Here is a 23463-nt window from a genome sequence, read left to right on the forward strand (position 1 = left end):
ATTTAGAATTGATTATAAACCTAGTCCTAATACAAGCATAGGTTTAGACTTAACTAAGAGTATTACAAAACACTTTAATAATAACTACAATGTAAATTTAGGGTTTGCTTATAATTTTTAATCTAATTACCCCTTACTTATTATCATAATGAGAAGGGGGTAATTATAAATGTTTGATAAGTGTAAAAGTAAATTGAACTATTATAAATTTTAATTATAAAACAATATTATTTTAATAATAAATTTTATTAAAATAAAGGATAAATTTGAATATAGACAATTTAAAAGACTATAAAATAAAAAACGATTATTTATATAGCTTAGAGCTTATTAGATTTATTAGTGAAATTTTCGTAATTTTAATTTTATGTCGCATAATTTATGTTGGTATAGATAATTTAATTTTTTTATATAATAGACCAGAACGAATAATGTCGGATTTGTGGTGGATAAAAAGGATGGATGAAGCAATACTTCGTAGCATATTCTTTATTATATTCTTTTTAAACCTTAGACAAATAAAAAGACTTATATTTGTTAAAAATAATGATTTTTATATTAGCGTAGATAATGAAAAGATATATTTTGAAACATATACAATAGATAAAGAAGGTCTTTTTGGTATAGCAAAAAGTTACAAAAAAGTAACCACAACGATAAATAAAAGTGATATAGTTTTTAGATTGCAATCTAAACGACCTGCTTTAGCTTATTCATATATATTTGATAAAGATTCTTTTAATACTAAAGAAATGGAAGGAAAAAATTTAAATCATAAATCAGATTTTATATTAATTAGAATATTATTCTTTCCTATACTTATATTTTTTGTAATATTGGATATTTTATCAAGTTATTTAATATTATTTTTCTTAAATGGTAAAAACTTAAAAACTTACACAATATATCAAACTAAAACCAAGCTAGTTTCATTGCCTTTTATTGATGATTTATCAGTTTATTTTTTATACACAGAGTTTAGACAAAAGTATTCTGCAATGAGTAAAGGTGGCTATGAAATGGAAGCAAAAGAAGAAGCACAACCACTAGGCGAAAAATATATAGAAAAACAGCGTAAGAAAATTGAAAAGATTTTAAGTGAAAATATGATAGATTAATTAAATAAATTTTAAAGGATAAACAATGAGAAAAATCGCCTTAATATTTGTGATTTTGCTTTTATTTGGATGAGAAAGTAAAGAATGCTAAGCGTTGATAATAAAAAGGCTTTAGACTTAATCTTAAAGAATTTAAATAAAAACATAACGCATACTTATGGATGTTTTTTTGATAGGTATGATATGAATATTTATGGATTAAATAAAACAAATGATATTAATACATTTTTAAATAATATTGAAAATGCTAAAAAGCTAGATAATATAAATATGAAAATAATAGCTTATAAAGAAAAAGAATAATTTAAGTGTAGAGAATATAGTAATGGGGTGAAAAGCTGCAGGGTAAAACTTAAAGGAAAGCTTATTTTTAAAATAAAATAAATAATATAGGAAAATGTTATGCAAAACAACAATGAGCCTATTTTTGTGATGAGTAGGAAAAATCAATTTTTATAGTTTTTTATTATGTATTTGTTTTTATATGGGATTTAGCAACATTGTTAATTAGCATTAATCTTATGCATTTGGATAATATTTTTGCAAATATTTTTGGTTTTTGTGCAGCAATTATTACGCCTTATCATTTTTTTATGCAATTGATATCAAAAAAGTTATTTGCTATGAAGATTTTTTCATAGTTAAAAGAAATTTTTGCACTCAAAAGGTTTGCTATAGAAAATTTAAAGATTATTGGTTTTTTACTTCTATTACTAATAATAATATAGTAGTTAGGTTTAAGAAATTTCAATTTCCGATACATATAAATCAAAATATGTTTACACAAGATGAAATTAAAAATTTTATTGAAATTTTAGAAAAAAATAATATAAAGCGTTATAGTTGGTTTGATTAATTAAGTATTATAAATACTACTGAAAGGATTTTATGAAACTAGTATTTCTTGCTATGATAGTTGTAGGATTTGCATTCTTATGTGAAGCTTACCCGTATAAAAAATTTAAGGCTAAACTTTTCTTTAAATGTGTATTTTGCTTTCGTTATTTTAAAGTAATTTCAAAAGAATATAAACCAAAAGATAAAAACCACATATATTATAATTTTATAGAAAATTTTCTTTATTATTTTAAATTTGTAATATTAGTTCTTTCATATATACTCCTTTACTCAGGCATATTAGGATTATTTTTTTGCTAATAAATTTAAAATTTTAAGATATAAAAATAATTTAGAGCTAGTAATAAAAAATGATAAATATTTTTATGATGAAGCTTCATTTGTTTTTGAAACTGAAAGATTGTTTGTGAAGTATTATTACTTTGATGAAAATAATGATTTTAAAGAAGTTAGTGAAGAGTTTTTCATAGATAGTTGTGGTTATATTGAAAATATATATAAAGCAATAAGTTCTAAAGGTAGATTTAGATTATAAAAACTATAAATAATTTATAAATATTATTTATAGTTTTAAATAAATAAAATTATTTTAAAAGATTTGATAATTTATCTTTAACTTCGTTTGAGTTTAATTCTAGTTTTTCAAGTGTTTTACGAGCTCTAAATTCTACTAAATTATCATCAAGTTTTTTACCCACTACAATAGCATAAGGTGTGCCTATTAACTCATAATCACTCATTTTTACGCCAAAACGCTCATTTCTATCATCTAATAAAGCCTTAATGCTATTAGCCAAACAATACTCATATATATCATTTGCAAACTTAACTTGCTCTTCATTTTTAATATCTGATATTATGATTTGTAATGTAAATGCTGAAATATTTTTATCAAAAATAAGCCCATAATCATCATTATTGCATTCAGCAATTACTGCTAAAAGCCTACTAATTCCTATACCATAACAACCCATTATAAAAGGTTTTGCCTTGCCATTATTATCAAGATAAGTTGCATTCATAGCACTTGAATACTTATCGCCTAATTTAAATATATGCCCTACTTCAATGCCTTTTGTAATTTTTAAAGCTCTATTACACTTATGGCATTCATCATTTTCTTTAACCAAGCTTAAATCATAAAAACGCTCTTGTAAAAAGCTAGTTACCTTAAATCCTACATAATGATAGTCTTTTTCGTTTGCTCCACAAATTAAATCGCTTTCATTTTCTAACTCGCTATCTATGAAAAATCTAACAGGACAATCCTTAAGCCCAATAAATCCTGGAACTAAATTAGCTTTTATTAATTCTTCTTCACTTGCATCTACTAAATCAAGTGCATTAGCTGCATTTAAAGCCTTAGTTTCATTTAGCTCATCGCAACCTCTTATAAAATATACTATGATTTCTTCTTTATCTACATATATTGCTTTTTTTGCTACTGCTTTTATGAAATTATGCTCTTTGCATTTAAAGAATTTAGCTAAATCTTCTATGGTTTTTACATTTGGAGTGTGAAATTTTGCAAAATCAGCTTCTATTTCTTTGATAAATTTTCTTTTAGCTCTTTTTGCTGTTTCTATATTAGCACAATATCCACATTCACAAATAGCCAAATCATCTTCTCCACTAGGACTAATTACCATAAATTCTCTTGAACCACTTCCACCAATTGCTCCGCTATCTGCTTCTACAATCGCATAATTTAACCCTAATTCATCAAAAATTTTACAATACGCTTCTTGCATATTTAAAAACTCAGTTTCTAAAGACTCAAGCGAATCATGAAAACTATAAGCGTCTTTCATAATAAACTCACGAGCCCTAAAAAGTCCAAATCTAGGTCTTGCTTCATCACGGAATTTAGTTTGAATTTGAAATAAATTAATAGGCAATTGTTTATAGCTTGTAATTTTTCCACGCACAAGTGCAACTATTGCTTCTTCTGCTGTCGGGCTTAGGATAAAATCATTTTCTTTTCTATCCTTAAACCTTAGCAATTCTTTACCAAATTTAGCACTTCTTCCACTCTCATCCCAATAATTTAACGGGCATACAAAACTAAGATTTAAATAGTTTGCTCCTGCATTTTTCATATGCTTAATTACAATATTTTTAATATTTTCTAATACTTCAAGCCCTAATGGCAAATAACTATAAAGTCCTGAGCCAAGTTGCTCTATATAAGCTGCTCTACTAAGTAAAATATGACTTTTTAAGATAGCATCTCTTGGTGCTTCTTTTGTCGTTGGTGCGTATAATTTTGAAAATCTCATTCGTTTTCCTTCACATTAAATAAATAATTTAAACTTTGCGTTTCTAAACCTTCATCATCAATATTTTTAAGTCTTATTGTAGGTTCGTGCAAATAAGACTTCATAACTTGTTTTGCAAATTTCAATGCTTCTTCATTATCACTATTTTTTAAATAACCTTTCTTAATTGCTATTGCTAATTCTTGATTTATGATTTCATCTGCTCTAATTCTCATAGCTTTTATTATAGGAGTTACTTGAATTACATTTAAATCCTTATAAAACTCATTAACCATTTTTGCAACTACACTAAAAGCAATTTTTGCTTCTTCATCTTTAAATTGCATATTTTTCTTAACTATTTCATTTAGACTATCAACGCTAAAAACTTCTATCAATTCACTATTTTCAAGTTCAATATCTCTTGGCACAGCAATATCAAAAAAATACCTTTTAAACTCAACCGGACTTATAATATCTTTAGTAATTATAGGTTCATTTGAACTAGTAGCACAAAATATAAGCTCATAAGAATTTAAAATAGAGATTAAATCTTCATAATCTAAACATATTAAATCTAGTTCATTTGCTAGTTTTAAAGCATTTGCTTTGGTTCTTGAAATTATCGCAATATTTCCTTTTGTATGATTTAGTAAGTGTTTTGCAGCTAATTCTATCATCAAACCACTTCCTATTAAAAGGATTTTTTTAGTTTTAATATCACAAATCTCTCTTGCTTTTGCTACTGCAACAGAGCTTACTGATACAGAGTTTTTTGAAATAGCAGTTTTATTTCTAACCATTGCAGCACATTTAAAAGAATAATTAATCGCTACTTCTAAATTAGGAGAATAATTAGCACTTTGCAAGGCTTGTTTTAATTGACCTGTGATTTGAGTCTCCCCTATTACAAGGCTATCAAGTGAGCTTGAAACACTAAAAAGATGATGAATAAACCCACTGCCTTCGTAAATATCAGGAGAATTTTTGATAAGTTGCTCATCAATCTTACAAATTAAACATAAGCACTTTATTATGTATTCATAAACACCCACTTGGTTTTCAATATAACACATTATTTCTATTCTATTACAGGTGCTTAAAATCACGCATTCTTCTATGTAATCATTAGCTAAGATTAATTTATAAATTTCTTTTTTCTTAAATTCATCACTTAAAGCTAGTCTTTCTCTTACTTCAATACTTGTATTTTTATGAGTAAAACTAACGCTAAAATAATGCATCAAAACTCCCTAAAAATCATTTTTTTAACGATTTCTTTTAATTCATCGCTACTTGCGTATTTTAATGCAAGTTCTCCGTAATTTTTAGCTTCATTTATACTTGCATTTATTAAATCGTATTTTAAAAATTGCTCTTTTATCCACGATAATTCATCTTTGCTTAAAGTCTTACAAAAATAAGACCTTAGCCTTGCTTTATCATCGCCTTGTAATTTTTTATCTAGCATAATGTATGGAAGAGTAACTTTGCCTTCTTTATAATCATTTAGATTTGGCTTTCCTAAAGTAGCTTCATCTTGAGTAATATCTAAAATATCATCAACTATTTGAAAAGCAATTCCTAGATTTTTACCAAATTCTTTATAATCATTAGCGTTAGGATAATTAGCTAAAAGTGCTGCTGCATATGCACTTGCTTCTATTAATGAAGCAGTTTTTTTATAAATCATTTCATAATATTTGCTCTCATCTTCATTAAAGCTTTCTCCAAGCTCTACATCAAGCAATTCGCCACTACTAAGCAAGGCAACTGCACGACCAACACAGGCTGCTATTTCACTTTTAAAAGAGCATAAATTATAAAACGCAATTGAATATAAAATATCGCCTAGCATAATAGCAGTTTTATCGCCATAAATTGCATTAATACTTGGAGCATTTCTTCTAGTTAGTGCTTCATCTATTACATCATCGTGCATAAGCGATGCTAGATGAATACACTCAATTACTGCACATAATTTATAAGCTTCATCACTAACTCCAGCTATTTTTAAAATCAGTTTTGAGCGTAATCTTTTGCCGTGATTTACCTTGGCTAAATACTCATAAATACTAGGATGCTTTAACTCTTTTATAAATTCATTTATATAAAAATCTATCTTTTCCATACTACTTCCCTTTCATGAATAATATCTAAAGTTATTTTAACTTTATATACTTTTAAGAATATTAAACTAACTATCAAATGACAATAGCATTTTAAACATTTTTTTAATCTCCTCACTCTCACTTCTTTTATATTTATTCATCTTTCTAAATTTATAAGGTTCCATAGCATTTTTATCAATCCATAAGCCTTTTAATTCACTTTTTGCTTTTAATTCATCATCTTTATATATATCTGTATAATATGTGTATGCCCAAGCACAGCCCTGCTGAACCATATAACGATTTATGTCAATTTCATTTAGATAAACAACGGCTACCTTTCTTTTATATTTATCTATATTCTTAACATCAATATTTATTTTTTTATCTAAAATCATATTAGATAAAATACCTTTACATTCTTTACCAAAATTTTGATTACCCTCTGGTGCATCAATGCCATATAATCTAATATCTGATTTTACATTATTATTAACAGCAACAAAACTATCACCATCATAAACTTTTATAACTAAATATTCATCGGCAAATAAACATAATGTAAAAAATAATAAAAATATTTTTTTCATTATTTAGCTCTTACGATTTTATTTAAAAATGTGAAATTTTCTTTAATTTTAAAATCACTTTCAATAGATTTTGCTAATTTTTCTAAAGAAGATTTAAAATCATCAAATAAATAATTAGCATAAGAACCTGGATTTGGATTAATCTCATTTAGATAAATCTCATTATCTTTAATAAAAAAATCACATCTAATTAAAGCACCTTTAAACAACGGCAAATAAAGTCTAGTAAAAGCGTCTTTTAATTTATTTACTAACTCATCATTAAGTTTTACTTCTTCTATTTTTTCTTGTTTAAAGCTTAGATATTTTTGGTCAAAATCTAAATGACCATTTTTCTTAGGCTCTTCAATCTTTGAAAATACAATTTTTTCGCCATCAAAAAATCCTGCTAGATTTACTTCTTGAATATTTTCAATAAAAGGCTCTGCTAAAATCTTGTCATCAAATTCATACGAACTATCATACGCATAAGCAAAATCTTCTTTATTTTTTACTATATTTATACCTATACTACTTCCAAGCCTAGCTGGTTTTAAAATAACAGGTAGTTCAACCTCATCATTTTTGCTTTCTAATAATTTATAAGCAATTGTTTTAACCCCTACTTCATTTGCATAAAGTTTAGTTAAATGTTTATCAAAACTAAGCACACAAGCAGCGGTTCTAGGGCCTATGTATTTGATATTATAAAAATCAAACATAGAGGCTAATTTCCCATCTTCGCCATCTTTTCCATGAACTATATTAATAGCTATATCAAATTCTACTTTTTCTTCGCCTAAAAGTTTTTTAAGATAAAAGCCACCTTGTTTTAATACTAAAGGCTTAAGGTTTTTAAAACCACCTTTTGCAAAATAATTTGCATTCATATTGTTTTTATCTATTAGATAAAACTCATTATCAAAACTAACATAAATAAAAATTACATCATCTAATAATTTTGCCACAGTTACAGCACTTACTATGCTTATTTCATGCTCGTAAGAATTCCCACCAAAAACCATTGCGTATTTCATTTATTTTCCTTAACTTAATTTTTTAAGAGCTAGTTTTATTACTTCGCTAACACTATTTGCATTAATATCTTTTAAAGCTTTAATCACAGCTTCTTGTTTAAAGCCTAAAGCAAGTAAAGCTTCACTAGCTTCGTAATAATAATTATTCTCCGCACTTATTCCTAATTTGATTATTTTATCTTTTAATTCTAATATTAATCTACTTGCACTCTTAGCACCAATTCCTGGAGCTTTACATAAAGCTTTTGCGTTTTCGTTAATAATAGCACTTTGCAAACTCGCTACATCCATTGATGATAGAAGTGCCATAGCACTTGTAGCACCTATGCCATTTACTTTTATTAAGGCTTCAAATAATATTTGCTCACTTTCATCTAAAAAGCCATATAATTTATTTGAATCTTCTTTAATAATTTGAGTAATTAATAAAGCTACTTTATCTCCTTTATTAATCCTAGCAGCACTTAATAAGCTAAGATTTATTCCATACCCTACTCCATAAGTTTTTAAGATTATAAACGCAGGAGTTTTTTTAATAACTTCACCTTCTAAATAAACTATCAATAATCTTCCTTTTTTGTATCAAAGCCTTTATTTTTTTTCGTTAATATACCTAAAAATAAATTAAAAAAGTAAAATGAATGAAACAAGAACTAATAAAAAAATATTTTTTCAATATTTTTGGTATTTTAATATCAAGAATAAGTGGCTTTTGTAGAGATTTTTTACTAGCTAGATTTTTAGGGGCTAGTATTTATTCTGATATATTTTTTATAATGATAAAGCTTCCGAGTGTTTTTAGAACCTTATTTACTGAAGGCACATTTAATCAAAGCTTTTTACCAAATCTAGCCAAAACTAATCGTAAAGGCGAATTTTGTGTAAAGATACTTATGATTTTTATAGCTATTCTTAGTTTAATAGCATTAATTGTTTTTATGTTTTCTAATATCTTTACTAATCTAATAGCCTATGGTTTTGATGATGAGATTAAAAAAATATCAGCACCTTTAATCGGGCTTAATATTTGGTATTTAGTGATTATTTTTTGTGCTTCGTTTTTTGCGTCTTTACTTAATTATAAAGGTAGATTTTTTATAACTAGCATAAGTGCTTCTATTTTTAATTTTGCCTGTGTAGCAGCTCTTTTAATATTTAAAGATTTAGAAAAACTACAATTGCTTAAAATGATTACTTATTTTATTTTAATAAGTGCTTTTATTCAAGTAATTATTTTAATGATTGCTTTAAAGGATAATAAAATCTTTCATTCTATGATAATTTATGTAAAGAATTTAAATCATAAAAATAAAAAAACTTCTCTTAAAGGCTTTTTTAAAAATTTTAGCTCATCTTTAATTGGCTCATCAAGTTCGCAATTAAACTCATTGGTTGAAATTGCTCTAGCTAGCTCATTAGCTCACGCAAGTATTTCATATCTTAATTATTCAACTAGACTTTATCAACTCCCATTAGCCTTAATTGCTATAGCTTTTACTCAAGTATTTTTCCCAAGCTTAATTGCTTATATTAAACAAGGAAAAATTCAAAATGCTATTTTAAGTATTCAAAAAATATTTGAATTAATGCTACTTTTATTAATACTTGCTGCATTAACAGGCTATATTTTAAGCGAAGAGATAATTAAGCTCTTATTTGAGCGTGGAGTATTTACAAATGAAAACACACTTGAATGCGCTAAAGTCTTAAGGCTTTATATATTATGTATAGTTCCACTTGGAATTTCAAAATTATTTTTAGCTTGGATAAACGCAAATTATTTACACTCAATTGCTGCTAAGATTTCAATAATGTCTTGTTTTATAAGTATAATTGCAAGTTTATGTTTGATAAAAGATTTTGGTATTTTAGCGTTTTGTATAAGTGCTAATATTTCTGCTTGGTTTATACTACTTGCTTATCTTTTTGTGTTTTCTTATGCTAGATTTTTTAGTATTTTAAGACCTAGCGTTTGCTTAGGAATTATCTTTATTAGTGTAATATTTGCTTATGTTTTAATATATTTAAAAGGATTTTTAAATGCAATTTTTTAACTCACAAACTAGAAAAAAAGAAGAATTTACATATAAAAATGAATGTATAAATATATATGTTTGCGGTCCAACCGTTTATGATGACGCACATTTAGGTCATGCAAGGTCAAGCATAAGTTTTGATTTATTAAAAAGAGTAATTAAAGCAAATGGTTTTGAAGTAAAATTAGCAAAAAACTACACAGATATTGATGATAAATTAATCAAAAAAATGAATGAAAGTGGCAAAAGTCTAACTGAAATTAGTGAAACTTATATTAAAAGTTATGAAGCTGATATGAAAGCTTTAAATGTTTTAGAGCCTGATATTAGCCCAAGAGCAACTGAATATATTAATCAAATGATTAGTTTTATTGAAAAATTGCTTGAATTAAAATATGCTTATAGATTAGATGATGGAATATATTTAAATACAAGTTTAGATAAACTTTATTTAAGTATTTCAAACAAACCTCAAGATGATACTATCTCAAGACTTGAAAATGAAGTAGATAAAAAGAATGCAAGTGATTTTGTATTATGGAAATTTGATGAGAATTATTATAAAGCAAGTTTTGGCACAGGTCGTCCTGGTTGGCATACTGAATGTGTTTGTATGATTTTAGATATTTTTCCTAAATTACACATTCATTGTGGTGGGGCTGATTTGTTGTTTCCACATCACGAAAACGAAGCTTGTCAATGTCGCTTAGCAACTAAAAACGAACTAGCTACTTTTTGGCTACATAATGGCTTTGTAAATATTAATAACGAAAAAATGAGTAAAAGTCTAAATAATAGCTTTTTTGTAAAAGACGCTTTAAAAGAATTTAGCGGAGAAACACTTAGATTTTATTTACTAAGCACTCATTATAGACAAGATTTTAATTACACAATTACTGATTTAAAAGCTTCTAAAAAACGCCTTGATAAAATATTTAGAGTGAAAAAAAAGCTTAATTTAAATGAACTAGATTTAAAAACAATAGCACCTAATAGTGAGCTAAAAGCAAAATTAGTTGAAGCTTTAAGCGATGATTTAAATACTTCAAAAGCACTTGCAATTGTAGATGAATGGGTAAATTATGCAAATACTATAAAAGCTAATGATGAGCTTAAAAATGAGTTTTTAGCTATTGTTGAATTATTAGGAATTGGAGTAATTAATCCTAATGAATATTTACAAAATTGTGATGAGAAATTCCGTATTCAAATTCTAAAATTAATTGATGAAAGAAATGAAGCTAAAAAAAATAAAGATTACGCAAAAGCCGATAGTATTAGAAATGAATTAAGTAATTTAGGCGTAAGCATTCAAGATAGCGCTAATGGTGTTGATTGGGAGATTTTATGAATTTAAAAGAAATAGAAAATCAAAATGTATCCCAATTAAAATTATCTTATGTATTAAAAAGGTTTAAGCACTATTTTAAAGATTATAAAATAAGATTTTTTCTAGCAATAATAGGTATGATTTTAGCTTCAGCTGGAACTGCTGGTAGTGCTAAGATTATTGAACCGATTTTAAATAAAATCTTTGTAGAAAAAGATGTAACATTATTATATATCTTACCTTTAGGTGTGTTTGCTTTATATTTTATAAAGAATTTAGGTCTTTATATGCAAACAATTAATATGGGTTTTATAGGTATAGAAATTACAAAAAGACTAAGACAAAAAATCCTAAAAAAAATCATAGTAATGGATATGAAATTCTTTCAAAAACACCCTAGTGGAGAGCTAATATCACGCTCTTTAAATGATATTGGAAGTCTTCAAAATGTGCTTACTAATTTCATTCCTGATATTACAAGAGAAATAATTACAACCTTAGGCTTACTTTATGTAGTGATTTCTCAAAGCCCAAAATTAGCTTTTTTTGCATTTATTATCTTACCTGCTGCTATGCTTCCTATTAGATATTTCATAAAAAAATTAAAAAGTATAGGAGTAGCAACACAACAAAATTATGCCGAGCTTACTTCAAGACTAAATGAGATTTTAGGCAATATTGAGCTAGTTAAATCATCAAATGCTGAAAAATTAGAACTAGAAAAATACAAAAATAGCAATGAAAATGTAGCGAAATTAATCTATCGTGGAACTAAAATAAATGCCTTTACAAGTCCTATTATGGAAACTTTTGGTGCTTTAGGCGTATCGGCAACTATAATAATAGGTGGAATGGAAGTTATAAATGGCTCTATGCAAATAGGCAATTTTTTCTCATTTTTAACGGCTTTATTTTTAATATATACTCCTGTTAAAAGAATTACAAGTCTTTATGCAAGTCTTCAAACAAACTTAGCAGCTAGCACAAGAACTTTTTATTTACTTGACCTTGAGCCAGAGATTAAAGGTGGAGATGAGAATTTAAATCAAGAAATTAAAAGCCTAAAATTACAAAATGCTAGTTTAAAATACGATAATAAATTAGCTTTAGATAATGTTAGTATAGAGTTTAAAAAAGGCGAAATTACCGCAATTATAGGAAGAAGTGGTAGTGGAAAAAGCTCTTTAGTAAATACTATTTTAAGATTTTATGAGCTAAATTCTGGAGAAATTAAAATAAACAATAACAATTATAAAAACTATTCACTAGATAGCTTAAGAGAAAAAATAGCAATAGTTACACAAAATATTTATTTATTTAGCGATACTATTGCAAATAATATTGCTTATGCAAATGAATTTGATGAAGAAAGAGTAATTAATGCTTTAAAACTTGCAAATGCTTATGATTTTATAAGTGCTATGCCTGATGGAATTTATACTAAACTAAGTGAAAAAGGTAATAATTTTAGCGGCGGCCAAAGACAACGCCTAGCACTTGCAAGAGCGTTTTATAAAAATCCTGAAATAATAATTTTTGATGAAGCAACAAGTGCTTTAGATAATGAAAGTCAGAATTTAATATCAAAAAGCTTAGTAAATATTAAGCAAGATAAAATAATTATTCTAATAGCACATAGACTAAATTCTATTGCAATTGCTGATAATATTTTGATTTTAGATAATTCTAAAATGGTGGGATTTGGAAACGATAAAAGCTTAGAAAATAATGAATTTTATAAAAAATTAAAAGAAAGGTATGGAAAATGTTAAATTATATAATTCAAAAAGATAATTTATTATCAAATATTATGCACTATTGTTTGGAAATAATTCCAGGTGCTTACGGTTATTTTTACAATAAAAATAAATTTATTAATAAAATAACAATAAATAATATAAATTATATAAATCAGTTTATTTGTGAAATTAATAATCCTAAACAAGTTAAGGCAGTATTTGCAAGTGGATATGCAATAGCACTCATAGAAAATCCTAATTATCAAATCTTAAATGAATTTTATAATTCAAATTTCAAAATAGCCTTAACATTAAATGAAAAAACTAAAACATATGAAAATTTATGCGACTTTTTTATTCTAAAATCAAACGATTATTTAGATTATAAAAATATTAAAAAAGATATATATTTATGTGGTTTTAATAGTATAGAAAATTTATGCGAAATAGCTATAAATGAGAAATTTACTGGAATAGTAATAGAAGGTCTATCAGATGTAAAATTTTACAAAGAAAAATATCCTAAATTAAACTTTATTTGTAAAAATCCAAGTGACACCAAAGAAGCATTAAAATATGCAAATTTTATAATTAAAAAAAATATAAGTGTAAAAAATGAATATAGAAAGTAAAATATTAAAAAATGGCTTAAAAATTTATGCCGTAAATCTAAATGATAATTCAGGTGTAGCTAGTGTAAATATCTTTTATAAAGTAGGCTCAAGTTATGAAGAATTAGGCAAAAGCGGTATAGCACATTTGCTAGAACACCTATCTTTTAAAAGCACAAAAACTCATAAGGCTGGAGAATTTGATGAGATAATAAAAGCATTAGGTGGAGTAAATAATGCTTGCACTAGTTTTGATTACACTCAATATTATGTAAATATCGCAAATATTCATATTAAAAGGGTTTTAGAATTATATTCTAGTATGATGAGTGAGTTATTGTTTAATAAAGATGAGTTTTATAAAGAAAGAGATGTAGTCCTTGAAGAAGAGAGATTAAGAGTAGGAAATGATGCTTTTGGGTATTTATATAATGCTATTTATAATTACGCTTTTATAAAGACTAGTTATCATTGGACGCCGATTGGATTTGCTGATGATATAGCAAATCTTACACCTAAAATTGTAAAAGAATTTTATACTAAATTCTATGCACCAAATAATGCTTGTATAGTAATTAGCGGAGATTTAGCTAATATTGATATTTTTAGTATGTGCGAAGAGATTTTTAGTAAAAAATCAGCAAAAAAAATCACACAAAATAAAGTATATGAACCAGATAGAACAGGTCTAAAAGAAATAGAACTTAGTTTTCCTAATCTAAATTCTAATATTTTTGCTTGTGCTTATAAAATACCTGCATTTAATCACGAAGATTTTGAGTATTTAAAGGCTATTTCAATATTTTTAAATCTTGATAAAAACTCAATTATAAAAAATAAAATGATAAATGAATATAATCTATGTGCTGATTTGGACTTTTACGCACAAAGCTCTAAGAATGAAAATTTATTTATAATTTTTGGAGTTTGTAATGATTTAGTAAATACAAAATCAGCAATAAAGCAACTAAAAAAATTAATTAATCAAACAAAATTTAATAAATTTGATACAAGAACAATTTATAATCAATTAGAATTAAGCATAAATCAAGTAAAATCCAACCCAAGTGCTTTAGCGAGTGGAATTGGTAAATTTGAATGTTTTGGAGATGTAAATGTATTTTTAAATTCTCTAACTTCAAAAGAATTAGATTATAAAATTTTAAACCAAGTTTTTAAAAAATATCTAAAAGATGACAATTTAACTCAAATAATTTTAAAGGAGAAAGTATGAAAAAAGAAATAATAGGTGCAATGACAGCTTTAATAACACCATTTAAAAATGATAAAATTGATGAACTTAGTTATGAAAAGCTAGTTAAAAGACAAATAGCAAATGGAATTGATGCCGTAGTTCCTGTTGGAACCACAGGAGAAAGCCCAACTTTAACTCACGAAGAGCATAAAAGATGTATAGAAATAGCAGTAAGTGTTTGCAAAGGAACAAATACTAAGGTTTTAGCAGGTGCAGGCTCAAATGCAACTCACGAAGCAATATCTTTAGCAAAATTTGCTCAAGAGTGTGGAGCTGATGGGATTTTAAGCATTACTCCATATTATAATAAACCTATGCAAAGTGGATTATATAAACACTATGAAGCTATTGCTAAATCAATTGATATTCCTATTATGCTTTATAATGTTCCAGGAAGAACAGGTTGTGAAATAGCTAGTCAAACTATAATTGAACTTTTTAGAAATTGTCCTAATATTTACGGAGTAAAAGAAGCAAGTGGAAATATAGATAAGTGCGTAGATTTATTAGCAAACGAGCCAAAACTAAGACTTGTAAGTGGAGAAGATAGTATAAATTATCCTATTTTAAGCAATGGTGGTAGTGGTGTAATTAGCGTTACTTCAAATCTTTTACCAAATGAAATTGCTAATTTAACTCACGAAGCTTTAAAAGAAAACTATAAAAATGCAAAATCTATTAACGATAAACTTTATAATATAAATAAGATTTTATTTTGTGAGAGCAACCCAATTCCAATAAAAGCAGCAATGTTTATAGCAGGATTACTTCCTAGTCTTGAATATCGTTTGCCACTTTGCGCTCCTAGTAAAGAAAATCTAAAAAGAATAGAAGAAGTTATGAAAAATTATGATATAAAAGGATTTTAATGCAAGAGATTAATTTTAAAGATAAAGTATTAGTAATAAGCGGTGGAACTCGTGGTATAGGTAAGGCTATTGTGTATGAATTTGCAAAAGCAGGTTGTAATGTTGCATTTACTTATAATTCAAACGAACAAATCGCACAAGAAATCGTTGCTGATATTGAAAAAACTTACAAAGTTAAAGCTAAATGCTATCCATTTGATATACTTGAGCCTGAAACTTATAAAGATTTATTTTTAAAAATTGATGAAGATTTTGATAGAGTTGATTTTTTTATCTCAAATGCAATTATTACAGGTCGTGCAGTTGTAGGTGGATATACTAAGTTTATGAAACTTAAACCTCGTGGAATTAATAATATCTTTACAGCTACCGTTAATGCTTTTGTTTGTGGTGCTCAAGAAGCAGCTAAGAGAATGGAAAAAGTTGGCGGTGGAAGTATTATTTCAATTTCTAGCACAGGGAATTTAGTTCATATTGAAAACTATGCAGGTCATGGAACAGCAAAAGCAGCTGTTGAAGCAATGGCTAGATATGCAGCAACCGAATTAGGCGAGAAAAATATCCGTGTAAATGTTGTAAGTGGTGGTCCAATTGATACTGACGCTTTAAAAGCATTTACAAATTACGAAGAAGTAAAACAAGCTACAATGAGTTTAAGCCCATTAAATCGTATGGGGCAACCTGAAGATTTAGCGGGCGCATGTTTATTCTTATGCACTGATAAAGCTAGTTGGGTTACAGGGCATACATTTATTGTAGATGGTGGAACGACATTCAAGTGATGAATTTACCTAATCTTTTGGCTAGTGCTAGGATAATCCTAGCACCTATTTTATTTATATTATTAACTCACTCAAATACATTAGTAAGTGAATATGGCATACATATTTCTTGGATAAATTATTTAGCAGCTCTTATTTTTACTATTGCTTCTATAACTGATTTTTTTGATGGATATATTGCAAGGTCTTGGAATCAAAAAACAATTTTAGGAGAGATTTTAGACCCTTTGGCTGATAAAATGCTTACCTTAGCAGCATTTTTAGGGCTTATGATGATGGGAAGGGTTAATGAAATTCTAGTTTATTTTATATTAGTTCGTGAGTTTTTTATAACTGGCTTAAGAGTTATGATAGTAGCTGATGGGCTTAAAATCGCTGCAAATATGAGTGGTAAAATAAAAACAACCTTTCAAATGTTAGCAATTGGATTTTTGCTAATGGATTGGTGGGGAAAAGATATTTTATTTTATCTATGCTTTTTCTTTACTATTTATTCTGGGGCTGTTTATGTGATTGAATACGCAAAGGCTAGTAAATGAAGAATATATTAATAACTCTTCTTATATTAGCTTTTTGCTTTTGGCATTATGGGGCTAGTTTTTTAGGGACTATTTTAATACTTTCTTTTTTGATATTCTTTCACGAATTAGGGCATTTTTTGGCTGCAAAATACTTTAAAGTTAGAGTTTTAACCTTTAGCATAGGATTTGGAAAGCCAATTTATGTGAAGCATTACAAAGGCACTGATTATCAAGTATCGAGCATATTTTTAGGTGGATATGTCAAGATGAAAGGTCAAGATGATAGCGACCCTACTCTTAAAAATTATGATTATGATAGCTATTCGGTATTACACCCATTTAAAAAGATTTTAATTCTTTTTGCAGGTCCATTTTTTAACCTACTTTTAGCATTTTTAATCTATATAAGTTTAGGTTTTATAGGGACTAAGCAATTAGCACCAGTTATAGGAAATTTAAGTCCTAATTCAAGCAAAGAATTAAAAATAGGCGATAAAATAACAAAAATAAATGGTAAAGAAATTCAAATTTATGATGAAATAAAACCACTCGTAAGAGATGGAATAAATGAATTAGAAATTATAAGAAATAATGAAAAAATAATACTTAAAGTAAATACATTTTATGGTGATAGTTATAATATTTTCGGAGAAAAAACAAAAAAAGCATTATTAGGAATAGCTCCTAGTATGGAATTTGTAACAGAATACCACAAAGATTTAGGAGTTTTTAAATGGGCATTTATACAATGTGTTGAAAATAGCACTCTAATATTTGAAAGTATTAAAAAACTAATCCTAGCTGAAATAAGTCCTAAAAATATTAGTGGCATAATTACAATAGCCGATATTACAACTCAAGCTACAAGTGTAAGTATATCTACATTATTACTAATAACAGCCCTGCTCTCAATAAATTTAGGGATATTAAACCTTTTACCAATTCCTGTCTTAGATGGAGGGCATATATTTTTCAATATTTATGAATTAATTTTCAAACGCCCAATAAATCAAAGAGTCTTTGAAATACTAAGTTATATAGGAATGTTTCTTTTATTTTCTCTTATGATATATGCTACATATAATGATGTAGAAAGAATAATCAATAATGAAACTATAAAGCTAAAATAATTTTAGCTTTATAATAATTTAGCCAATAAAACTATTAAAAAACATAAAATTAGAGCTATTATATGAGCTTTTTTTACTAAAAAATTATTTGAATTTTTATTTCTTTTTAGAATTATTATGCTTATAATTGTAATAGCTATCATAAAAATAATTAATAAAATTTTAATAACAAAAATAATCTTTGAAACATTAGAAAATAAATGAAATTTATCTATAGCTATCATTATTCCAGTGAAAATTAGTAAAATAAAGCTAATAGCATAAATTATCCCTGAACTCTTAAAATATGCTTTTTTAAATTTATTCATATTTTCAATTTTTGCACAAATAACACAATCAAAAAATACATAACCCACAAAAACAATTACTGAATATAAATGTATAAAAATTAATATAAATTCTTTCATTTAAGCTTTTCTTTTAATGTCTCATAAGCTTCGTTAATCTCATGAAATTTATCTATACAAGCCTTTAGCTCATTTTCGTTTAAATTTTTAGTATTTAATACATCAGGGTGATATTTTTTAGCTAGTTTTCTATATGCTGCCTTAACCTCAATAAGACTAGCATTTTTGCTAAGCCCTAATACTTCATAAGGGTCTTTTCTAGCCTTTTGTTGGCTTTGTCTATTTTGATATTTTCCATAATCTTGATTATAATTTTGTCTATAATAACCTTGGTTATATGTTTTTTGATAATTATAAATATTAATAAATTCTTCAAAATCACTAGAAATTCCAAAAATTTCAGCAATCTCTCTTAAAGCAAAAATCTTTTTTTCACTAAAACCATCAATACTCGCACAATAAAGCAAACTTTGCATAATATTAAGCTTTTCATTTTTGCTTAAAATAAAATTATTTTTAAGCTCTTGTGCAACTATTCTATAATTTTCTGGATTTTCTTTAGCTTCTTTAAAAACCTTTTTTAATCTCTCACGCTCAACTAAATTATAAGAATTATTATCTAGTATTAATTTTATAAATTCAGCTTCTTTAGGCGAAATTACTCCATCAAGTTTAGCTATTTTTGCAATAAGTGCGACTAGGTATTCAGCATATCCGCCTTTCATTTTAGTAAATTGATTGTTTAATATATTTCCTTTAAAAAATAAAGGTAATAAAATTGCTCCAATAAGCCCTAAAATCGCTGTTAAAATAGTCCCTAATATTATCGCAAAAAATGATATTATGGTTCTAATAATACCCTTACCTGTAATAAATCCTATAATTGCTAAAATTATTATTAATAATAAAAATATATTCAATTTTCTTCCTTTATAACACTTAAAATCTTTTGGAAATTATCCTTTTTTATCCCACGATAGACTAAAAACCAATCTAATATAACCCAAATAATAAATATAAACCATATCAAAATAAAAGAAAAAGCAACTATATTTAAATATATTTTTGATTGCAAAATAAATGGAGGTGGCGGTGCATCAGGTCCAGAATAAAAAAGCATTGCAAGTGGAATATGTAAAACAAATAATAAACAAAAATGAGAAATAAAAAACAAAATAAACTTAATAAATCCTAAAAATCCATCTCCTTTATAAAATCTATCAGCTCCTAAAATACCAAAAAATATCCCTAATATTAGTCCTATTTTTGGTTCTTTTAGTTTTATTTCACTAAGCTTATTTATATCAATTTGCTTATCTTCTAAGCTAAGCAAATTGATATCTTTAATTTTGTTATTTAAAAATAGTTTTTGGGCTGTATCCACGATAATCCTTTATGTTTATCACAATAATCAATCTTCGCTGCTATCCTTTTGAGCAATTAATACACCTTCTATCATTTTTTTAATATCGCCATCAAGTATCGCATCAACTTGGCTAAATGCTTCATTGCTTCTAGTATCTTTTACTTGCTGAAAAGGAGCTAAAACATACGAGCGAATTTGATGCCCGAAACTATTTTCACCAACTCCTCCTGTATCTTTTCCATCATTTAGTTTTTGCATCTCAAGTTCATATAATCTTGAACGAAGCATTTTATAAGCTGTGGCTTTGTTTTTATGCTGACTTCTATCGTTTTGACATTGCACTACAATTCCTGTTGGAATATGAGTAATTCTTACTGCACTTTCTGTCTTATTTACATGCTGACCACCCGCACCACTTGCTCTATAATAATCTATTCTTATATCTTTTTCTTCAATTTCAATTTCTATATCATCATCAATTTCAGGTGCAACAATTACACTACAAAAACTAGTATGGCGTCTAGCATTACTATCAAATGGACTAATTCTTATAAGTCTATGAACCCCGTGTTCAGCCTTAAAATACCCATAAGCATTAAATCCACGAGCAACAAAGCTAACATCTTTTATCCCTGCTTCATCGCCTTCTTGATAATCTAGTGTTTCAACTTTAAAGCCTTCTCTTTCACAAAATCTCAAATACATTCTATAAACAATACTCGCCCAATCATTACTCTCCGTTCCACCTGCTCCTGGGTGAATATTAATAATTGCGTTTTTAGTATCGTTTTCTCCACTTAAAAGCATTGATATTTCAAGACTTTTAATAGTTTCTTCTAAATTAGGACTATCTATAAATAAAGCTTCTAAAGTCTCATAATCATTTTCTTTTACCGCAAGTTCAAACAACTCACTAGTGCCTACTAATTCACTATTTGCAATTTCATATTTTGATACTAATTGATTTAATTTAGTTTTTTCTTTACCAAGCTCGGCTGCTCTTTTTGCATCAGCCCATAATGCTGGGTCTTCTTGCTCTTTTTCTATTTCTTTTATTCTTTCTTTTGCCTCGTTTGGTTTGATTATTTTTTCTATATTGTCAAGTTTTATTTGTAATTCTTTTAATAATTTACTAAATTCATAATTATCCAAATTTTGCTCCGTAATTGTATTTTAAAGGCAAATCTTAGCTAAAATTTATTAAGATAATAGCTTTTTTAAAGGAATTTAAATGAAATTATTTTTACAAAGTTTAGGCTGTAATAAAAACTTAGTTGATAGTGAAATTATGCTAGGTCGCTTAAAAGAATACGAAATTACTAATGAAGCAAGTGAAGCTGATGTATTGATAGTAAATACTTGTGGCTTTATAAAAAGTGCAAAAATTGAAAGTATTAATGCTATTTTAGAACTACACGAAATTAGAAAAAAAGGCTCAATTTTAGTAGTAACTGGCTGCTTAATGCAAAGATATAAAGATGAATTGGTTAAAGAATTACCCGAAGTTGATTTATTTGCAGGAGTTAGCGAGTATGCAAAAATTGATGAATTAATAGCAAGTCGTGAAAGTAGATTTAGAGATTTTGTATATTTACAAGACGCAAATACTCAAAGAGTAATAACAGGCTCAAATACTCACGCTTATATAAAAATCGCTGAAGGCTGCAATCAAACCTGTAGCTTTTGTGCTATTCCTACATTTAAAGGCAAGTTAAAATCTCGCCCAATAGATGATGTAGTAGCTGAAGTTAAAGGCTTAGTTGCTAGGGGATTTTATGATTTTTCATTCATTGCTCAAGATACAAGCTCTTATTTAAAAGACTTAAAAATTAACGATGGTTTAGAGAATTTAATTTCAGAAATTGAAAAAATTGAAGGCATAAAGGCTGCTAGAATTTTATACCTATATCCAAGCTCAATTAAGCCTAGTTTAATTACTAAAATAATTAACTCAAAAGTATTTGTGAATTACTTTGATATGCCACTTCAACACTCAAGCGATAAATTATTAAAAATTATGAAGCGTGGCTATGATAAGGCTAAGGCTATTAGCTTTTTAGAGCAAATGAGAGCAGCTCCTAATAGCTTTTTAAGAACTGGTTTTATCGTAGGACACCCAGGAGAAAGTGAAGAAGATTTTGAAGATTTATGCGAGTTTATTAAAGAATTTGATTTTGATAGAATTAGCGTGTTTGCTTATTCAAAAGAAGAAGATACCGCCGCTTACTCAATGCAACAAATCAATGCAAATACTATTAAAAGTAGGCTAAAAAAGATTGAAAAAATCGTAGATGCTAAAATCAATGCAAGTTTTGAAAAAATGCTAAATCAAGAAATAATAGCAAGTTGTTTAGGAGAATCTAGCGAAGGCGAGTTTTTTATAGGTGCTAAGCCACTTTTATTTGATAGAGATATAGATGGAGAAATCTTAATAAATGAAAGTGAGATAGGAGAGCTAAAAGTGGGTGATTTAATAGTGTGTAAAATCACTCAAGTGCATGAAAAAACACTAATAGCAACTGCAATTAGACGCTATGAGAATTGAATATTTAGAAGAGCTAAAAGGTAAAAAAAACCTTTTAGCATTTTCACACGGGACTGATAGCACGGCACTTTTTTATGCTTTGCTAAATAATTGCGAGTTTGATTTGTGCTTAGTAAATTATCACACAAGAATAAATTCCAATAAAGAAGAAGAAAAAGCTAGAAATTTAGCAAACAAATATGGAAAAAATATTTATATAAAACACGCAAGCCTAGCACAAAATAATTTTGAAAATAATGCTAGAAATTTTAGATATGAATTTTTTGATGAGCTTATGTGTAATTATGATAATTTAATAATAGCTCATAATTTAAATGATAGATTTGAATGGTTTTTAATGCAGTTTGCAAAAGGTGCAGGGCTTTGTAATTTGCTTGGTTTTAATGGTATTGATAATAGAAAAAATTATAAAATAATTCGCCCTTTAATAAATGTAAGCAAAGATGAAATTATGCTGTATTTAAATGAAAATAATTATGAGTATTTTCAAGATGAAAGTAATTTTAATACCAAATATAAAAGAAATGAAATTAGGCTAAATTATGCAAACGAATTTATAAAAAGTTATTCAAATGGAATAAAAAAAAGTTTTTCATATTTAGAAAATGATAAATTTGATTTTTTAGGCACAACTAAGGAATATAAAAATTTATTAATTACAAAAAATATAAATTCTATAGATAAAGCTATTAAAAAATTAGGATTTATAAGCTCAGCTAAACAAAAAAGCGAATTGCAAAATTTACTTAAAGAAAACAATGAATCAGAATTATTTTTTGGTAAAAATAGTGTTTGTGTATGTGTCTATTTAGATACTTTCTTTGTTTTTTTAAAAACTAATTGCAAACTAAATAAAAACGAAAAAGAATTATACAGAAAAGAAAAAGTACCAAATAAATTAAGATTTTTCTTAAGTAAAAATCAAATTTCAATAAGCGAAATAAAAAATATAATCAATAAATTTTAAAACAAATAATTTAA

25 protein-coding genes are annotated in these 23463 nt (G+C 26.7%); 15 read left to right on the top strand and 10 right to left on the bottom strand.

Annotated elements, in window-relative coordinates; all coding sequences use genetic code 11:
- Positions 1-266 precede the first annotated feature (266 nt).
- The 4 genes from NY022_RS02890 (at position 267) to NY022_RS02905 (ending at position 2511) form a co-directional block, all read left to right on the top strand.
- On the top strand, positions 267-1118 hold the full coding sequence (locus tag NY022_RS02890) for a hypothetical protein (protein ID WP_267523475.1): 852 nt from the start codon (positions 267-269) through the stop codon (positions 1116-1118).
- An 84-nt stretch (positions 1119-1202) separates the two neighbouring features.
- Positions 1203-1421, top strand: coding sequence for a hypothetical protein (locus NY022_RS02895; protein WP_267523476.1), 219 nt, complete (start codon positions 1203-1205; stop codon positions 1419-1421).
- Between the two features lie 585 nt (positions 1422-2006).
- A complete protein-coding gene (locus tag NY022_RS02900; protein ID WP_267523477.1) occupies positions 2007-2276 on the top strand; it encodes a hypothetical protein in 270 nt (89 codons plus the stop codon).
- A 106-nt stretch (positions 2277-2382) separates the two neighbouring features.
- Entirely contained in the window at positions 2383-2511 is a 129-nt protein-coding gene (locus tag NY022_RS02905) for a hypothetical protein (RefSeq protein ID WP_267523478.1), read from the top strand.
- Positions 2512-2560: 49 nt separating this feature from the next.
- Here NY022_RS02905 and NY022_RS02910 read toward each other — a convergent pair whose 3' ends face one another.
- The 6 genes from NY022_RS02910 to ruvA form a co-directional block, all read right to left on the bottom strand.
- Positions 2561-4255 carry a proline--tRNA ligase gene (locus tag NY022_RS02910; protein WP_267523479.1) on the bottom strand — a complete coding sequence of 565 codons (1695 nt, stop codon included), beginning with the start codon at positions 4253-4255 and terminating at the stop codon, positions 2561-2563.
- On the bottom strand, positions 4252-5478 hold the full coding sequence (gene hemA, locus NY022_RS02915; protein ID WP_214117722.1) for a glutamyl-tRNA reductase: 1227 nt from the start codon (positions 5476-5478) through the stop codon (positions 4252-4254). Before hemA ends, NY022_RS02910 begins: the two co-directional genes overlap by 4 nt.
- Complete coding sequence (locus NY022_RS02920) at positions 5478-6365, bottom strand: polyprenyl synthetase family protein (protein ID WP_214150441.1); 888 nt, start codon at positions 6363-6365, stop codon at positions 5478-5480. The genes hemA and NY022_RS02920 overlap by 1 nt, the downstream gene beginning before the upstream one ends.
- 66 nt (positions 6366-6431) lie before the next feature.
- Complete coding sequence (locus NY022_RS02925; protein ID WP_267523480.1) at positions 6432-6935, bottom strand: thermonuclease family protein; 504 nt, start codon at positions 6933-6935, stop codon at positions 6432-6434.
- On the bottom strand, positions 6935-7951 hold the full coding sequence (locus NY022_RS02930; protein WP_214117727.1) for a D-alanine--D-alanine ligase: 1017 nt from the start codon (positions 7949-7951) through the stop codon (positions 6935-6937). The genes NY022_RS02925 and NY022_RS02930 overlap by 1 nt, the downstream gene beginning before the upstream one ends.
- 9 nt (positions 7952-7960) lie before the next feature.
- A complete protein-coding gene (gene ruvA, locus NY022_RS02935) occupies positions 7961-8515 on the bottom strand; it encodes a Holliday junction branch migration protein RuvA (protein ID WP_214117728.1) in 555 nt (184 codons plus the stop codon).
- Positions 8516-8592: 77 nt separating this feature from the next.
- On the opposite strand from ruvA, the gene murJ reads away from it, so the two are divergent.
- The 9 genes from murJ to rseP are packed head-to-tail and all read left to right on the top strand — an operon-like array spanning position 8593 to position 18224.
- Positions 8593-10005, top strand: a complete 1413-nt coding sequence (murJ, locus tag NY022_RS02940; RefSeq protein ID WP_267523481.1) for a murein biosynthesis integral membrane protein MurJ — start codon at positions 8593-8595, stop codon at positions 10003-10005.
- Positions 9992-11338 carry a cysteine--tRNA ligase gene (cysS, locus tag NY022_RS02945; protein WP_267523482.1) on the top strand — a complete coding sequence of 449 codons (1347 nt, stop codon included), beginning with the start codon at positions 9992-9994 and terminating at the stop codon, positions 11336-11338. Before murJ ends, cysS begins: the two co-directional genes overlap by 14 nt.
- Positions 11335-13089 carry an ABC transporter ATP-binding protein gene (locus NY022_RS02950; protein ID WP_267523483.1) on the top strand — a complete coding sequence of 585 codons (1755 nt, stop codon included), beginning with the start codon at positions 11335-11337 and terminating at the stop codon, positions 13087-13089. The genes cysS and NY022_RS02950 overlap by 4 nt, the downstream gene beginning before the upstream one ends.
- Positions 13083-13688 (top strand): hypothetical protein, encoded by a 606-nt coding sequence (locus NY022_RS02955; RefSeq protein ID WP_267523484.1) that lies wholly within the window; start codon positions 13083-13085, stop codon positions 13686-13688. The genes NY022_RS02950 and NY022_RS02955 overlap by 7 nt, the downstream gene beginning before the upstream one ends.
- A complete protein-coding gene (locus NY022_RS02960; protein ID WP_267523485.1) occupies positions 13672-14901 on the top strand; it encodes a M16 family metallopeptidase in 1230 nt (409 codons plus the stop codon). The genes NY022_RS02955 and NY022_RS02960 overlap by 17 nt, the downstream gene beginning before the upstream one ends.
- On the top strand, positions 14898-15791 hold the full coding sequence (dapA, locus tag NY022_RS02965; RefSeq protein ID WP_214117734.1) for a 4-hydroxy-tetrahydrodipicolinate synthase: 894 nt from the start codon (positions 14898-14900) through the stop codon (positions 15789-15791). The genes NY022_RS02960 and dapA overlap by 4 nt, the downstream gene beginning before the upstream one ends.
- On the top strand, positions 15791-16573 hold the full coding sequence (locus NY022_RS02970) for an enoyl-ACP reductase (protein WP_267523486.1): 783 nt from the start codon (positions 15791-15793) through the stop codon (positions 16571-16573). Before dapA ends, NY022_RS02970 begins: the two co-directional genes overlap by 1 nt.
- Positions 16573-17112, top strand: a complete 540-nt coding sequence (gene pgsA, locus NY022_RS02975) for a CDP-diacylglycerol--glycerol-3-phosphate 3-phosphatidyltransferase (protein WP_267523487.1) — start codon at positions 16573-16575, stop codon at positions 17110-17112. The genes NY022_RS02970 and pgsA overlap by 1 nt, the downstream gene beginning before the upstream one ends.
- A complete protein-coding gene (gene rseP / locus NY022_RS02980; protein ID WP_267523488.1) occupies positions 17109-18224 on the top strand; it encodes an RIP metalloprotease RseP in 1116 nt (371 codons plus the stop codon). The genes pgsA and rseP overlap by 4 nt, the downstream gene beginning before the upstream one ends.
- An 8-nt stretch (positions 18225-18232) precedes the next feature.
- Here the strand turns inward: rseP and NY022_RS02985 are convergent, their stop codons facing one another.
- The 4 genes from NY022_RS02985 to prfB are packed head-to-tail and all read right to left on the bottom strand — an operon-like array spanning position 18233 to position 21089.
- Positions 18233-18631, bottom strand: a complete 399-nt coding sequence (locus tag NY022_RS02985; protein WP_267523489.1) for a trehalose-6-phosphate synthase — start codon at positions 18629-18631, stop codon at positions 18233-18235.
- Positions 18628-19491, bottom strand: a complete 864-nt coding sequence (locus NY022_RS09700) for a DnaJ domain-containing protein (RefSeq protein WP_324287464.1) — start codon at positions 19489-19491, stop codon at positions 18628-18630. Before NY022_RS09700 ends, NY022_RS02985 begins: the two co-directional genes overlap by 4 nt.
- Positions 19488-19955 (bottom strand): TM2 domain-containing protein, encoded by a 468-nt coding sequence (locus NY022_RS03000; protein WP_239802949.1) that lies wholly within the window; start codon positions 19953-19955, stop codon positions 19488-19490. Before NY022_RS03000 ends, NY022_RS09700 begins: the two co-directional genes overlap by 4 nt.
- 27 nt (positions 19956-19982) lie before the next feature.
- Complete coding sequence (gene prfB, locus NY022_RS03005) at positions 19983-21089, bottom strand: peptide chain release factor 2 (protein WP_267523490.1); 1107 nt, start codon at positions 21087-21089, stop codon at positions 19983-19985.
- Positions 21090-21168: 79 nt separating this feature from the next.
- Here prfB and rimO point away from each other — a divergent pair, with 79 nt between their 5' ends.
- Together rimO and tilS are read left to right on the top strand one after the other, a co-directional pair.
- Positions 21169-22482 (top strand): 30S ribosomal protein S12 methylthiotransferase RimO, encoded by a 1314-nt coding sequence (rimO, locus tag NY022_RS03010; protein WP_267523491.1) that lies wholly within the window; start codon positions 21169-21171, stop codon positions 22480-22482.
- Positions 22472-23449: a tRNA lysidine(34) synthetase TilS gene (gene tilS / locus NY022_RS03015; RefSeq protein WP_267523492.1), complete on the top strand. Its 978-nt coding sequence runs from the start codon at positions 22472-22474 to the stop codon at positions 23447-23449. Before rimO ends, tilS begins: the two co-directional genes overlap by 11 nt.
- Positions 23450-23463 lie beyond the last annotated feature (14 nt).

This window comes from Campylobacter sp. MG1, assembly GCF_026616895.1.
Classification (GTDB): Bacteria; Campylobacterota; Campylobacteria; order Campylobacterales; family Campylobacteraceae; genus Campylobacter_E.

Excerpts from the sequence above, each read along its gene's own strand:
- NY022_RS02895 (WP_267523476.1), top strand. The coding sequence starts at position 1,203 with ATGCTAAGCGTTGATAATAAAAAGGCTTTAGACTTAATCTTAAAGAAT.
- NY022_RS02900 (WP_267523477.1), top strand. The coding sequence starts at position 2,007 with ATGAAACTAGTATTTCTTGCTATGATAGTTGTAGGATTTGCATTCTTA.
- NY022_RS02910 (WP_267523479.1), bottom strand. The coding sequence starts at position 4,255 with ATGAGATTTTCAAAATTATACGCACCAACGACAAAAGAAGCACCAAGA.
- hemA (WP_214117722.1), bottom strand. The coding sequence starts at position 5,478 with ATGCATTATTTTAGCGTTAGTTTTACTCATAAAAATACAAGTATTGAA.
- NY022_RS02920 (WP_214150441.1), bottom strand. The coding sequence starts at position 6,365 with ATGGAAAAGATAGATTTTTATATAAATGAATTTATAAAAGAGTTAAAG.
- NY022_RS02925 (WP_267523480.1), bottom strand. The coding sequence starts at position 6,935 with ATGAAAAAAATATTTTTATTATTTTTTACATTATGTTTATTTGCCGAT.
- NY022_RS02930 (WP_214117727.1), bottom strand. The coding sequence starts at position 7,951 with ATGAAATACGCAATGGTTTTTGGTGGGAATTCTTACGAGCATGAAATA.
- murJ (WP_267523481.1), top strand. The coding sequence starts at position 8,593 with ATGAAACAAGAACTAATAAAAAAATATTTTTTCAATATTTTTGGTATT.
- cysS (WP_267523482.1), top strand. The coding sequence starts at position 9,992 with ATGCAATTTTTTAACTCACAAACTAGAAAAAAAGAAGAATTTACATAT.
- NY022_RS02950 (WP_267523483.1), top strand. The coding sequence starts at position 11,335 with ATGAATTTAAAAGAAATAGAAAATCAAAATGTATCCCAATTAAAATTA.
- NY022_RS02955 (WP_267523484.1), top strand. The coding sequence starts at position 13,083 with ATGTTAAATTATATAATTCAAAAAGATAATTTATTATCAAATATTATG.
- NY022_RS02960 (WP_267523485.1), top strand. The coding sequence starts at position 13,672 with ATGAATATAGAAAGTAAAATATTAAAAAATGGCTTAAAAATTTATGCC.
- dapA (WP_214117734.1), top strand. The coding sequence starts at position 14,898 with ATGAAAAAAGAAATAATAGGTGCAATGACAGCTTTAATAACACCATTT.
- NY022_RS02970 (WP_267523486.1), top strand. The coding sequence starts at position 15,791 with ATGCAAGAGATTAATTTTAAAGATAAAGTATTAGTAATAAGCGGTGGA.
- pgsA (WP_267523487.1), top strand. The coding sequence starts at position 16,573 with ATGAATTTACCTAATCTTTTGGCTAGTGCTAGGATAATCCTAGCACCT.
- rseP (WP_267523488.1), top strand. The coding sequence starts at position 17,109 with ATGAAGAATATATTAATAACTCTTCTTATATTAGCTTTTTGCTTTTGG.
- NY022_RS02985 (WP_267523489.1), bottom strand. The coding sequence starts at position 18,631 with ATGAAAGAATTTATATTAATTTTTATACATTTATATTCAGTAATTGTT.
- rimO (WP_267523491.1), top strand. The coding sequence starts at position 21,169 with ATGAAATTATTTTTACAAAGTTTAGGCTGTAATAAAAACTTAGTTGAT.
- tilS (WP_267523492.1), top strand. The coding sequence starts at position 22,472 with ATGAGAATTGAATATTTAGAAGAGCTAAAAGGTAAAAAAAACCTTTTA.